At 73.0% G+C, this 13,311-nt stretch carries 12 protein-coding genes; 9 read left to right on the forward strand and 3 right to left on the reverse strand.

The genetic code is table 11. The features are described 5' to 3' along the window. Positions 1–59 precede the first annotated feature (59 nt). On the reverse strand, positions 60–1,574 hold the full coding sequence (locus tag ACFP2E_RS12650) for an ATP-binding protein (protein ID WP_378523514.1): 1,515 nt from the start codon (positions 1,572–1,574) through the stop codon (positions 60–62). 208 nt (positions 1,575–1,782) lie between these two features. Between ACFP2E_RS12650 and ACFP2E_RS12655 the strand changes: the two genes are divergently transcribed. Continuing rightward, positions 1,783–3,747, forward strand: coding sequence for a hypothetical protein (locus tag ACFP2E_RS12655; RefSeq protein ID WP_378523515.1), 1,965 nt, complete (start codon positions 1,783–1,785; stop codon positions 3,745–3,747). A gap of 51 nt (positions 3,748–3,798) precedes the next feature. Here ACFP2E_RS12655 and ACFP2E_RS12660 read toward each other — a convergent pair whose 3' ends face one another. Further along, the gene (locus ACFP2E_RS12660) at positions 3,799–4,275 is read right to left on the reverse strand and encodes a quercetin 2,3-dioxygenase (protein WP_378523516.1); all 477 of its coding nucleotides are present in this window, start codon (positions 4,273–4,275) and stop codon (positions 3,799–3,801) included. 122 nt (positions 4,276–4,397) lie between these two features. Between ACFP2E_RS12660 and ACFP2E_RS12665 the strand changes: the two genes are divergently transcribed. The 6 genes from ACFP2E_RS12665 (at position 4,398) to ACFP2E_RS12690 (ending at position 10,729) form a co-directional block, all read left to right on the forward strand. After that, complete coding sequence (locus tag ACFP2E_RS12665) at positions 4,398–5,486, forward strand: LuxR C-terminal-related transcriptional regulator (RefSeq protein ID WP_378523517.1); 1,089 nt, start codon at positions 4,398–4,400, stop codon at positions 5,484–5,486. 325 nt (positions 5,487–5,811) lie between these two features. Continuing rightward, positions 5,812–6,933: an ankyrin repeat domain-containing protein gene (locus ACFP2E_RS12670; protein ID WP_378523518.1), complete on the forward strand. Its 1,122-nt coding sequence runs from the start codon at positions 5,812–5,814 to the stop codon at positions 6,931–6,933. A 73-nt stretch (positions 6,934–7,006) separates the two neighbouring features. Continuing rightward, on the forward strand, positions 7,007–7,990 hold the full coding sequence (locus ACFP2E_RS12675; RefSeq protein WP_378523519.1) for an NYN domain-containing protein: 984 nt from the start codon (positions 7,007–7,009) through the stop codon (positions 7,988–7,990). 87 nt (positions 7,991–8,077) lie between these two features. Further along, complete coding sequence (locus tag ACFP2E_RS12680) at positions 8,078–9,256, forward strand: LuxR C-terminal-related transcriptional regulator (RefSeq protein WP_378523520.1); 1,179 nt, start codon at positions 8,078–8,080, stop codon at positions 9,254–9,256. 109 nt (positions 9,257–9,365) lie between these two features. Continuing rightward, entirely contained in the window at positions 9,366–9,914 is a 549-nt protein-coding gene (locus tag ACFP2E_RS12685) for a VOC family protein (RefSeq protein ID WP_378523521.1), read from the forward strand. Continuing rightward, positions 9,911–10,729 (forward strand): SDR family NAD(P)-dependent oxidoreductase, encoded by an 819-nt coding sequence (locus ACFP2E_RS12690; protein ID WP_378523522.1) that lies wholly within the window; start codon positions 9,911–9,913, stop codon positions 10,727–10,729. Before ACFP2E_RS12685 ends, ACFP2E_RS12690 begins: the two co-directional genes overlap by 4 nt. Before the next feature lie 25 nt (positions 10,730–10,754). Here ACFP2E_RS12690 and ACFP2E_RS12695 read toward each other — a convergent pair whose 3' ends face one another. Next, on the reverse strand, positions 10,755–11,483 hold the full coding sequence (locus ACFP2E_RS12695; protein WP_378523523.1) for a hypothetical protein: 729 nt from the start codon (positions 11,481–11,483) through the stop codon (positions 10,755–10,757). A gap of 93 nt (positions 11,484–11,576) precedes the next feature. Here ACFP2E_RS12695 and ACFP2E_RS12700 point away from each other — a divergent pair, with 93 nt between their 5' ends. Beyond that, the gene (locus ACFP2E_RS12700) at positions 11,577–12,665 is read left to right on the forward strand and encodes an aromatic acid exporter family protein (protein WP_378523525.1); all 1,089 of its coding nucleotides are present in this window, start codon (positions 11,577–11,579) and stop codon (positions 12,663–12,665) included. Positions 12,666–12,720: 55 nt separating this feature from the next. Further along, positions 12,721–13,302, forward strand: a complete 582-nt coding sequence (locus tag ACFP2E_RS12705; RefSeq protein WP_378523526.1) for a TetR/AcrR family transcriptional regulator — start codon at positions 12,721–12,723, stop codon at positions 13,300–13,302. The last annotated feature ends 9 nt before the right edge of the window (positions 13,303–13,311 follow it).

A 13,311-nucleotide genomic window follows, 5' to 3' on the forward strand; every position in this document is an offset into this window, starting at 1 on the left:
CAGTGCGACAGGGACCTAGGGACCGGGCCGCACGGGCCGAGGGCCCGGCCCGTGCCGCGTCACCCGGCGTCGCAGCTGCGGGGCAGGCTCAGGGTCACCGTGGTCCCCTCCCCGGGTCGGCTGGTGATGTCCACGCAGCCGTGGTGCGCCGAGACGATGTCCTGCACCAGGGTCAGCCCGATCCCGAACCCCTGGATCGCCTCGCGGTGGGCCCGTTCGGAGCGCCAGAAGCTGTTGAAGGCCTGCGCCACCTCGTCCTCGGCCATGCCGACCCCCGTGTCGGTGACCAGGACCCCGATGGTGTCGCCCTTCGTGAGGACGGAGACCGTCACGTGCCCGCCGGACGGGGTGTACTTGAGCGCGTTCGACACGAGGTTCTCGAGGGCCTGCTCGATCCGGCGCGCGTCGACGACGGCCCAGTGGGGGTCGGCGGCCTCCACACGCAGCGCGACACCGGCGGTCCGCGCCTGCTTGCGGAAGGTCGACGCCAGCCGCTGCGCCAGCAGCGAGACGTCGGTCGAGCGCAGGTCGAGGTGCCTCCGCCGGTCTGCGGTGTCGAGCAGCTCCCCGATCCGCTCCTGCAGCTGGACGCCGCCGCGCCTCATCGTCTCCAGCGCCTTGGCCACGAGCGGACCCGGCGCCTCGAGCTCGTCCTCGAGCAGCTCGAGGTAGCCGAGGACCGAGGTGAGCGGCGTGCGCAGCTCGTGGGACACGGTGGCCACGAACTCGTCCTTGACCTGCAGGGACCTGGCGAGGTCCGTGACGTCGTGGGCCGCGACGAGTGTGCCCCACGGCACCCCGTCGGCCCGCACGACCTGCTGCGAGGACGCGACCACGGCTGTCTGACGCCCCGGCGGCCCGACCCACTCCATCTCGTGGCCCACCAGGTCGCCGCGCAGCGCCCGCGGGATGATCTGGTCCGGCGGCGGGATCGGGGTCCGGTTGTCCGCCCGGCGCACGTGCGCCCCGGCGTACGGCGGCTCGTCGAGCCGGAAGCCGGCCCGATCGGCGAGGCGCTCGGCCAGCTCGTTGGCGAGGACGAGGTCGTGCTTCTCGTCGTAGAAGATCATGGCCACGTCGACGGCGCCGAAGATGGTCCGGGCCAGCTGCTCGCTGTCCTCGCGCAGCCGCTGGGCCTGCCGGAGCTCGGCGGAGCAGGCGAGGGCGAGGTCCTGCAGCACCTGGAGGTCCTCGTCGGTCCACGCCCGCGGCTCGCTGTCGATCGCGCACAGCGAGCCGACCACCCGGCCCGTCCCGTCGCGGAGCGGCCAGCCGGCGTAGGCGATCACGTCGAGCTCGCTGACCGCGGGGCTGTCCGCCAGCCGGGTGTCGCACCGGGCGTCGGGGACGATCAGCGGCTGCTGGTCCCCCACGACGTGCTTGCAGAAGGAGTACGAGAGCGGGGTCTCCCGGGTCGCGGCGAACCGCTCGGCGAGCCCGACGGCGCCCGGGAAGACCTGCCGGTGCGTCTCGACGATGGAGACCAGCGCGGTCGGCACCTGCAGCAGGCGGCACACGAGGCGCGCGTAGTGGTCGAACGACCTGTCCTCGCCACACAGTCCACTCTCGACCATGCCATCCCCCCGAATGACTCCCCCGAGCCGATCCTTGAAGGGACTGTAGCTCCGGGTGGCCCCGGTTCTGCGGCTTTCGGACGAGCGCGCGCCCCCCACTCGAGCGACCGGGGTCGAGACGCAACCTTGTGACCGCGGTCACGCCTGTGCCAAGGTGGCCGCTCAGTGTGAGAGCGCTCTCATGCACGACTCGGCGACAGGAGAAGCCATGCCCCGCACCCCCCACGACCCGATGCCCGGACGCGCCCGGACACCGTTCGTCGGTGCCGCCGCCCTGGGAACCGCCGGCCTGCTGCTGGCGGCCCTCTCCCCCGCGACCGGCGCGACCGGCGGGACCGGCAGGTCCGCGCCACCGCCGTCCGGTGCGCCCGACCTCGGCGGCAACGTGGTCGTCTTCGACCCCTCGATGCCCACCAGCCGGATCCAGGCCGTCGCCGACGAGATCCATGCGCAGCAGGTCGACGCGGAGATGGGCTCCGACGGCTACAGCCTGCTCTTCCTGCCCGGCGAGTACGGCAGCCCGGCCGTGCCCCTGCAGATCAAGCTCGGCTACTACACCGAGGTCGCCGGGCTGGGGGCGTCGCCGGCCGACGTCCGGATCAACGGCAAGGTCGAGGTCTACAACCGCTGCTTCGACGGGGAGGGCCGGCCGGCGGAGCCGGGCGGCGAGAGCGTCGAGTGCTTCGCGCTGAACAACTTCTGGCGGAGCCTGTCCAACCTGACCATCGACGTGAACGGCGCCGGCCAGGACGGCTGCCGCGGCGGGAACAACTTCTGGGCGGTCTCGCAGGCCTCCTCGATGCGCCGGGTCGACGTCACCGGTGGCGGCCTCACCCTCATGGACTACTGCTCCAACCCCGCCTTCGCCAGCGGTGGCTTCATCGCCGACAGCCGGGCCGAGACCGTCATCAACGGCTCGCAGCAGCAGTGGCTGACCCGCAACAGCGAGGTCGGCACCTGGACCAACGCGGTGTGGAACCAGGTCTTCTCCGGCGTCGACGGCGCGCCCGACGACGCGACGTTCCCCGACCCGCCGTACACCACGCTGGAGCAGACGCCGCTGAGCCGGGAGAAGCCCTACCTGTACGTCGGCGACGACGACGGCTGGCAGGTCCGGGTCCCCGCCGCCCAGCGCGGGACGGCGGGCGTCAGCTGGGCCGACGGCCCCACCGCCGGCCGGTCGGTCTCGCTGGACCGCTTCTTCGTGGCGCGGCCCGGTGACTCGGTGGAGAAGATCAACGAGGCGCTCGCCCGGGGCCGGCACCTGCTCCTCACGCCCGGTGTCTACGACATCGGCGAGACGATCCACGTCGGCCGCCCGAACACGGTGGTGCTCGGGCTCGGCCACGCGACGCTGACCGCGACCGGCGGCGCCGTGCCGCTCGAGGTGGCCGACCGTCCGGGCATCGTGGTCGCCGGCGTGACCGTCGACGCCGGCCTCGAGGAGTCGCCGGTGCTGCTGCAGGTGGGCGGCGGCGACTCGGGCAAGGGCCGGTCCCGCTCGTCGGCGGGCAACCCGCTGACCCTGAGCGACGTCTACTTCCGGGTCGGCGGCCCCCACGTCGGCAAGGTCGACACCGCCCTCCGCGTCGAGAGCGACCACGTCCTCATCGACCACACCTGGGTGTGGCGGGCCGACCACGGAGTCGAGGACTTCGACCTCGAGGACGGGTTCCTCGGCGACAACGAGCGCTGGCGCACCAACGTCGGCCGCACCGGGGTCGTCGTCGACGGCGACGACGTCACGGCCACCGGCCTGTTCGTCGAGCACTTCCAGGAGCACAACACGATCTGGAACGGCGAGCGCGGCCGCGTCGTGCTCTACCAGAACGAGCTGCCCTACGACCCGCCCACGCAGGCCGAGTGGACGGCCTCGGACGGCAGCCTGGGCTGGGCGGCGTACGTCGTCGGCGAGGACGTCCGGCAGCACCGGCTGTGGGGCGGCGGGGTCTACGTCTACAACCGCAACAACCCCGACATCGTGACCGAGAACGGCTACCTGGTGCCGCGGCGGCCGGGGGTCCGGCTGGAGCACGTGATGACCAAGAACCTCAGTGGGCCGGGCACGATCCGCCACGTCGTCAACGGGGTCGGCGCGACCGTGGACGGCGTCCCGGACGAGGGCGACCCCGACAACTACGAGGACCCGAGCTACGTGGTCGGCTACCCCTGATCCCCAGGTGCGTGATGCGTGGGCCCCAGCGGCTGCCGGGGCCCACGGCGCTTACTCGGTGAGGATGCCGAGGCGGTAGCGCGATGCCGCCTCGAGCAGTCGCTCGACGTCGACCTCGCCCGGCGGCGGGATCACCAGCTCGGGCGCCGGCTCCCCCACTTCCCGTGCGAAGTGGTCGAACTGCCCGGGGGACGTGAGGTGGATGAATCGCGCCGGCGCCTCCCAGGGCACCACGAAGCCGTGCGGGATGCCCTTGGGCAGAAGCACGAAGTCCCCAGGTCCCACCACGCCCTGCACGTCACCAGCGGTCACGTGCATGGTGCCGTCGAGCATGTAGAAGGCCTCGGTCTCGTCGTAGTGGACGTGCGGTGGTGGGGCGAAGCCGGGCGGGCAGTGCTGCTCCATGAACGTGAATGCCCCCTCGGCCTCGTCGGCCCCGGCCTTCACCGTGAAGAGGGTGTTCAGGAACCAGATGCCCTCGCCCTCCCCCGCGCGGCGGATCAGCGGGCTCACCTTCAGGTCGGTCATGTCGTGCGTCCTCTCGCGTCTGGACCGGTTCGGAGGTGTCGACGCTAGGAACTCGGAGCCGTCCCTCCCAGACCAGAAAAGTGGGTAGCGCAGACCGGGGCAGGCGGGCGTACCGTCGAAGCGTGCTGATCGAGGACCGTCGCCGCCTGGTGCGGGACAAGGTCGAACACCTGGCGCGCGCCGGGCACTCCACCGAGCGGTTCTGGCAGGAGGCCGCGAACGCGCTCCGCCTCGTCGTGCCGTTCGACTTCCACCCCTGCTGGTTCACGCTCGACCCCGAGCACCTCGTGATCACGGGGCACTTCAATCCCGGGATGACCGAGACCCCGCACGAGATCGTGCGCAGCCAGTACGCAGAGACCGACGTCAACGCGTTCACCGACCTGGCCCGGCGACGGGTGCCGGCTGCCACGGTGACCGGCGAGACCGGAGGCGACCCGGCGGCGAGCTGGCGGTGGCAGCACCTCCTCGCACCCCGGGGCTTCGACGACGCGCTGGACGCCGTGCTGCGGGTCCGCGGGACGGCGTGGGGCGCCCTGTCCCTGCTCCGCGCCGCCGGCGAGCAGCCGTTCCGCGACGCCGACGTGCGGTTCGTCGCCCAGCTCTCCCCCGCACTCGCGGCCGGGACCAGGCTCGGGCTGATGCTCCACCCGGCCCAGTCCCCGGCCGACGACACCTCGCCGGCCGTCCTGCTGGTCGCGGGTGACCTGTCCCTGACCTCGGCGACCCCGGGCGCCGAGCGGTGGCTGGCCGACCTCCCCGACACCTCCCCCCACCGCCCCGGGCGGCTTCCCGTACCGGTGCAGGTGGCCGTGGTCCGGGCCGTGACCGCGGCGGACGGCGAGACCGCGCTGCGGCTGCGCGCCCGCAGCGGCACCTGGGTGCGGATCCACGCGGCCACGCTCACCGGCGACCAGGCCGGTCAGGTCGCGGTGGTCGTGGAGCCTGCCCAACCCGGGCTGGTGGCGCCACTGGTGCTCCGCGCGCACGGGCTGTCCGAGCGCGAGCGCGACGTCGTCACCCTCGTGCTCCGCGGGCTGTCGACCGAGCAGATCGCTCGCGCCCTCTTCGTGTCGCCCTACACCGTGCAGGACCGGCTGAAGTCGGTCTTCGAGAAGGTGGGCGTCCGCAGCCGACGGGACCTCGTCGCCCGCCTGCGTCTCGAGTGGGCCGGTCAGGCGCTGTCTACGTCGGAGCCCCGGGAGCCCTGACCTGGCGGATCGGGACGCCGAACGGGTCAGCTGATCCATGACGCTGGGACGCAGGGAGCCCTCCTCGGGTGACCACCCCGATCGCGTGACGGGCCTTGCCGTCGAGCGTGGCTCTGGACAGGGTGGAGTGACCATGCCTCCCACGTCGCCGGCCCTCCTGCTGCTCGCTGCCCTGAACCTCGCGGTTGCCGGCTGCTCGACGGGGACCGTATCGGCTGGACCGGACCCCTCGGCAGCGTCGACCTCGACCGCCCCGACTGTGGCCGCGTCACCGCCTGAGGCCGCCGGGGCACCGACCAGGAAGCCCGGCGGGAAGGACCAGTCCTTGCCTCCGAGGCTCACCGCGGCCGAGCAGGCCGCACTCGACGAGAAGCTCCGGGACGCTGCCTGGGCGAACCGCGTGCGGCGGGCCGCCGCACTCATCGAGCGCGGTGCGGACGTGAACGCGAAGGACGGGACCCAGCAGTCGGCGTACCTGATCGCCACCAGCGAGGGCTACCTCGACCTGCTCCGGCTCACCCTGGAGCGCGGCGCCGACGTCCGGTCCCGCGACAGCTTCGACGGCACCGGGCTCATCCGGGCCGCCGAGCGCGGGCACCACCTCGTCGTGGGCGAACTGCTGCAGGCCGGCGTCGAGCGGGACCACGTCAACCGGCTCGGCTGGACGGCGATCCACGAGGCCGTGTGGCTCGGCGAGGACACTCTCAGCTACGAGGACACGGTGCGCGTCCTGGTGGCCGGGGGCGTCGCCCTCGACCTCCCCTCGGTGCGGGAGGGGCTCACCCCGCTGCAGATGGCCCGCAGCAGAGGCTTCACCCGCCTCGAGACGGTCCTCGAACCAGCCCTGACCGCGCGTCGGCCCGCGGAGCCCGACGCCGCGTTGCTGCGGGCGGCGCGCACGGGAGACGCCGACCACGCCGCCCGCGCCCTGCGGGCAGGTGCTGACCTGGAGGCACGCAACGCGCGGGGCCAGACCGCGCTCCTGCTCGCCGCGACCCACGACCACCTCGCCGTCGCCCGGCTCCTGGTCGCCCTCGGCGCCGACCCCGACGCCCGCGACCACCAGCAGGACACCCCGTGGCTGGTCACGGGCGTGACCGGCAGTGTCGCGATGCTCGAGGCACTGCTGCCCGCCGACCCCGACCTCGCCCTGCTCAACCGGTTCGGCGGCACCTCCCTCATCCCGGCCAGCGAACGGGGCCACGTCGGCTACGTACGCCGCGTGCTCACCACCGGCATCGACGTCGACCACGTCAACCGGCTCGGCTGGACCGCCCTCCTCGAGGCGGTGATCCTCGGCGACGGCGGCCGCGACCACCAGCGGATCGTGCGGCTGCTCCTCGACGCCGGCGCCGACCCGTCGATCCCCGACGCTGACGGCGTGGCCGCCCTCGAGCACGCCCGGGCCAGGGGCCAGGACGAGGTGGCGCGGCTGCTCACCGGCTGACTCGGTCTCCAGGCGCCGTGCACAAGTGCCAGTTCGCCGGACACGTGTCGGCGGCGCCTGCGATCGTCGTTGCATGCGTTCCACCTGCTCCCTGTACGTCGATGCCGGCTACCTCCTCGCCTCCGCTGCAACCCGAGTGACGGGGACCTCGCTACGCAACGGAGTCCACGTCGAGTACGGACGGCTGATCGCCTCGCTCATCGCGGAGGCCGAGGAACGCACAGGACTTCCGGTCCTCCGAGTCCACTGGTACGACTCGGCCCGCAACGGTGTGCCCGACGCGCAGCAGGAGCGCATCGGCGAGCTTTCGAAGGTGAAGCTGCGGCTCGGCAGGTTCGGCGTGGACGGACAGCAGAAGGGCGTCGACCTACGCATTGGTCTCGATCTGGTCGCCCATGCACGCAACGGCGCAGCCGACGTCTTCTTCCTGGTGTCGGGCGACGACGACTTGACCGAGGCAGTCGAGGAAGCACAGGTCCACGGCGTCCAGGTGGTTGTCCTGGCCGTGCCGAGCGCCAACGGCAGGCCACACGGCGTCAGTCGACACCTGATCCGCGCAGCCGATGAGCTGGACGTACTCTCCCCTGGGGCGATCGACGACGCGGTCATGAAGATCGAGGTGCCACGCCAACCGGAGCCGGCCGTCGCCGTCAGCGTGCCCCAGCCGCCGACGCGCACGTCATCCGGCGCCAACGGGCTCCCCATGCCGTCGCCGCTCGACCTCGCCGCCATCCCCCGGCCCGGCCAGCCGACCGCCCCGGCCGCCGTGCTGGCCTATAGGGCGACGACAGGCGAGCAGCCGGTCGCCATGCCGGGCTACGAAGACCTGTCGGACCACGACGACCAGATCAGCGCGGTCGTCACCAAGGTGCTGTCCTCCTTCCGCCAGAGCGCGTCGCCAGAGGACCTCGCTGCGCTGAAGTCTGCGAGGCCGTCGATCCCGCGTGACATCGACCGCGCGCTGCTGGTCGACATGAGCGACGCACTCGGCGTCTACGACCTCAACGAGCAGATCCGCTACCGCCTTCGTGAGCGCTTCTGGGACCAGCTCGACTGAGCGTCCCCGGTTGACCCGGTCGCTGGCCCACTCTGCGCCAGTCCAACGTCGGCCCGGCTCGGGGCTCACCGCGAATAGACTGCCCACGTGAGCGGGACCGGCGCCTCGAGGCGGGTCCGGCAGCGGGTCGAGGCCGCGGCCGCGGCCCCCCTGGTCGGCCGGGCGGAGGAGCGGCAGCGGCTGCTCGATCTGGTCCGCGGCGACCCCGCCGTGGTCTTCGTGACGGGCCCCGGCGGCATCGGGAAGTCGGCGCTGGTGCACGGCACGCTCGGTGGCGCCGGGCTAGGTGCCGTCGTCGTACGGGGCCGCGAGACCGCGCCGACCGTGCCGGGCTTCCTGGCGGCGCTGGCCGAGGACCTGGGCGCGCCGGTGCCGAGCTCCCCGGACGAGGCGGCCGACCGGCTCGACCGGTCCGGCGCCGACGTCCTGGTGCTGGAGAGCTACGAGCGGCTGGCCCCCATCGACGACTGGGTGCGGGGATCGCTCGTCCCCGCCCTGCCCGACCGCGTGACCACGGTCGTGGCCAGCCGCCGCGCTCCCGAGCTCGGCTGGCGCACCGCTGCCGGGTGGCGGCACCTCGTCGGCGAGCTCGCCCTCGGCCCGATGTCAGCGGCCGACGTCGACGCCCTCCTGGCCCGGCGCGGAGCGACCGAGGTCGTGGCCGAGCGCGTGCGGGCCTTCGCACGCGGCCACCCGCTGGCGATCGAGCTCGCGGTGGAGGCGTTCGGACGTCGTCCGGGCCTGGCCGTCGGCCCGGGGCCGCTCCCCGACGTCGTCGAGGAGCTCTTCGAGGTGCTCCTCGACGACCTCACGCCCGCGGAGCGGGAGGTCGTGGAGGCGGCCTCGGTGCTGCCGGTCGTCACGCGACCGGGGCTCGCGGGGGTGCTCGGCGGGCTCGCAGGAGCCGCCGTGGAGGACGCGTGGCAGACGCTGCGCCGGCTCCCCTTCACCGAGGTCACGCCGCGAGGCCTCGAGCTGAACGGGATCGCCGGGACGGTGGTTCGCGAGGCCGTGGCGGCCCGCGACCCCGACCGGGTTGCCGCACCGCCCGGCGCGCAGGGCCCGTTGGCGTCGCTGACTCCTCGGGAGCGTGAGGTCCTGCTGCTGCTGGCAGAGGGCCGCACGAACCGGCAGCTCGCCGCCGAGCTGTTCATCAGCGAGCGGACGGCCAACCGGCACGTCACCAACATCTTCGCCAAGCTCGGGGTCGGGAGCCGGGCAGCGGCCGCCCGGACAGCGGCCGAGGCCGGGCTGTCCCGGGGCTGACCCGACCGCTCGCCACCCCGGCGCTCCATGATCCCGATGCCACGGATGGAGCGGCACGTGGAGCGTTCGCCCGATGAGGAGCGGCCGCCCCGCGCCTAGCGTCGGTTCCATGACCGAGACCCCCCTCGCCCGCCTCCTCGGCGACCCGAGCGGCCTCGTGGCACAGCAGCGTGCCCGCTTGCTGGCCCTGGGCATCGACGTCGCCGGGATGGCCGCGAGCCACCTCGCCTTCCGGACCTCGACGGCTGACGAGTACGTCGCGGTCCGCACGGCCCTGGAGCGCTTCAGCACCGCGAACGTCGAGAACGTCTGGAACGGGCGCCCCATCTCGAAGCTCCTGCTCACCGAGCCGCTCCGGGTCGCGGACGACCTGACCGTGCCGATGGTCGAGCTGATCCCGCCGCCGCACCAGAGCGTCTACCGGATGGGGCTCGAGCACGTCGGTTTCGTGGTCGGCCCGGGCTTCGACGAGTTCGCCTCCCGGCACCGGGAGGCCTTCACGGGTCGGCAGGACCAGGGGCCGTGGTGCCGGCCCTGGTACGTCACGTTCGACGACCACACCAACGTGAAGTTCTACCGGCGGTCCTTGCGCCGGGTCTGTGTCCTGGAGGGCCGACGCTTCGACGGCTTCCACCACGCCTCCGCCGCGGCCCGATGACCGCCACGACCGCCCTGACCGCCGTGACCGCCCTGACCACGCCGGCCGCGGACCGACTGCTGGACCTCAGCGGCGAGGTCGCCGTGGTCACCGGCGCCTCGCAGGGCATCGGAGCGGCCGTGGCCCGTCGACTGGCCGAGGCCGGCGCCGCGGTGGTCGTGCACCACCGGCGCAACCGCGCCGGTGCCGAGCGGGTGGTCCACGCGATCGACGCAGCCGGAGGCCGGGCCGTCGCCGCGCCCGCCGAGCTGACCGACCCCGACGCCGTCCGCACGCTGCTGACCGAGGCCCCCGACCGTCTCGGTGGGCTCAGCGTGCTCGTGAACTGCGCCGGCACCTACCCGAGCCGGGCGCTCGCGGACCTCGACCCGGACGCGTGGGTCGCCACGCTGTCCGACAGCCTCACCTCCACCTTCCTGACCACGCGTGCGGCGATCGCGCCGATGCGACGGCGAGGGGGCGGCTCGATCGTGAACGTCGCGTCCCTGTCCGCCCTGGTCCCCGGCCCGGCCCACAGCCACTACAACAGCGCCAAGGCGGCGGTCGTGATGCTCACCCGGTCGAGCGCGCAGGAGCTCGGCGCCGACGGCATCCGGGTCAATGCCGTCTCCCCCGGCCTCGTATCCCGCCCCGGCCTCGAGGACGAGTGGCCCGACGGCGTCGCCCGCTGGCGGGCGCGGGCTCCGCTGGTCCGGGTGGGCGACCCTGCCGACGTGGCCGACGCGGTCCTCTTCCTCGCCTCCCGGGCCGCCCGGTGGATCACCGGGCACAACCTCGTCGTCGACGGCGGGATGACCGCGGCGCCGCCGTACTGAGCAACCGGCGAGCCCGCGGCGTCCGTCAGCCGCGGCGGACGAGCCGGCGGACGGATCGCGTGGCGCTCGTCCGCACCAGCCGCGGATCGACGGAGAAGAGGATCGGCAGGCTGACCCCGTCGCGCCACTCGGGGTTGAGCTCCTCGTAGCGGCGGACGAGGGCCCGGGCGTCGGCCGAGCGCGGCAGCGACTCGCTGTCGGCGACGTTCCCGCCGCGCACGACGCCGCCCTCCGGGTCGAACGACATCGGGTAGAAGGTCTCGGCGAAGGCCACCAGCGCCTCCCGCGCCCAGGCCGGCGCGGCCTCGTCGCGCAGCGACCAGGTGCGGCCCGAGGTGCGGGTCAGGGAGACGTAGCTCTGCGGGTAGGCCGTGGTGACGAAGTGCAGGCTGCGCACCCCGAAGCGGCGTACGGCGACCGGCAGCAGCCGCCACGGCGCCAGGATGGTCTTCGGGTGGCCACGGTAGGCACGGCGGAAGTAGAAGTACTTCGAGAACATCAGGAGCATCCGCCGCCGGCCGAGGTCGACCGGCAGCATCGCGATGGTGAAGAAGCCCTGCGCCGTGTCCTGCGGGTCGACGAAGACGAACACGAAGCGGTCCGGTCCGACCACGGCGCTGCGGAACTCCTCCCAGTCCTGCTCCTCGGGACGGGTCAGGGTGAGCATCTCCAGGCGCAGTCGCCAGATCTCGCGCAGGCGCGCCTCGTCGAGCTCCTCGCTGGGGACCATCAGGGCGCGGAGGGGACGGCTCACGGTGGGGCTCCTGGGGCAGGAGGGGCGGGGCACCGGAATGTACCGACGACTCCCCTAGGCTCGTGCCCGTACCCGTGGCTGGAGGTGTCGGTGATGTCCGGGGTGACGGACAGGTGGCGTCCCACGCTCGCCTCGCTGAGCCGTCCGGACGTGCAGACCGACCTGCTCCAGGTCGCCAAGGCGTCGATCGCGACCGTGGTCGCCTGGCTGCTGGCGGCGCGGGTCCTCGGCCTCGAGCAGGGCTTCCTCGCGGCCTGGGCGGCCCTCCTCACCATCCACGCCACCGTCTACCGGACGTTCTGGCGGGGCGCCCAGTCGGTCGTGGCGACGCTGCTCGGCATCGTCCTGTCGTACGCCGCGACCTCCCTGATGGGGTACGGCGCGGCGAGCCTCGGGGTCGCCGTCCTCGTCGGCCTGCTGCTCGCCCGGACCCCGTTGATCAAGGCGGAGGGCGTCGCGGTCGCGACCACGGCGCTGTTCGTCATCACCTCCGGCTACCAGCGGGACGAGGTGCTGCTGGTGGACCGGTTCCTCGACACGCTGATCGGCGTCGCCGTGGGCGTCGTCGTCAACGTCGTCCTGCTCCCGCCGCTCGACGACCGGATCGCCGAGCGCGCCCTCGACCGGGCGACCGTCGACCTCGGACGCCTCCTGGAGGAGATGGCCGACGGCCTCGGCGAGGACCTGGAGCCGGAGACCCCGAAGCAATGGATCGAGCAGACCCGCGGCGTCGATGCCCGGCTCGACGCAGCCCAGGAGCAGCTCAGCTTCACCCAGGAGAGCCAGTGGGCCAACCTGCGCCGGCACCGGTCGTGGCGCACCGCCGACGTGGACCGGGAGACCGAGCTCCTGGTCCGGCTCGAGGAGGGCGTGGCCCAGGCCCGGGCGATCGCCCGCGTCGTCGACGAGTCCGTCGTGCAGTCGACGACGTGGGACGAGGAGTTCCGCGAGCGGTGGACCGACCTGCTGCGCCGCGTCGGCAGGCGCGTCGCCGACCCCGAAGGAGAGGTGGAGGACCTCGTGCCCGAGCTCGACCGGCTCGTCCACGACCTCTCCCACGAGGAGCTGCCCAGTCGGCACTGGCCGGTCTACGGCTCCCTCATCACCTCGCTGCGCCACATCACGACCGTGGTCGACGACGTCGCCTCCCACCGCGACGCGCTGCGCCCGGCCGCCGAGTGAGACACGAACCCGAACCACCGTTTGGTAACGGATGACCAATCGGTAGCATGCGGGCATGCCCAGGCCGCGGACCGTCGAGGACGATCAGATCCTCGTGGCTGCCGCACAGGCAGTCGGCGAGGTGGGCCCGGGCGGTCTGACGCTCGCCCAGGTAGGCGAGAAGGTCGGGCTGTCGCCAGCCACGCTGGTTCAGCGGTTCGGCTCCAAGCGCGGCCTGCTGCTGGCGCTGGCGGTGCACGACGCCGATGCCATGCCGAGCAGGATCCGGTCCGCCGCGCAGGCCGAGGAGCCCTTGACGGCGCTCGTCGAGGTCCTTGCCGGATTCGCCTCCTCGATCGGCTCCGCGCGTAGCTTCGCCAACCACCTGTCGTTCCTCCTCATGGACCTCTCGGACCCCGACTTCCAGGAGGTGAGCCGGAGGCACGCCACGGCGATCCAGCAGGCGACTGCCGAAGTTCTGGCAGCTGCGGTCGACCGCGGCACGGCGAACCTCCACCTCCCCGTGACCGAGACCGCCAGACTCGTGCACACGGTCTACAGCGGGGCGCTGGTGACCTGGGGCATGGATCCTCGAGGTTCTGCGCGGAGCGCCGTGTCCTCAGCCCTGTCCGCCGTGCTCGGCTCGCTGACGCGGTGAAGGCTGGTC

Source organism: Nocardioides sp. GCM10027114 (genome assembly GCF_042659625.1).
In the GTDB taxonomy this organism is placed as follows: domain Bacteria; phylum Actinomycetota; class Actinomycetes; order Propionibacteriales; family Nocardioidaceae; genus Nocardioides.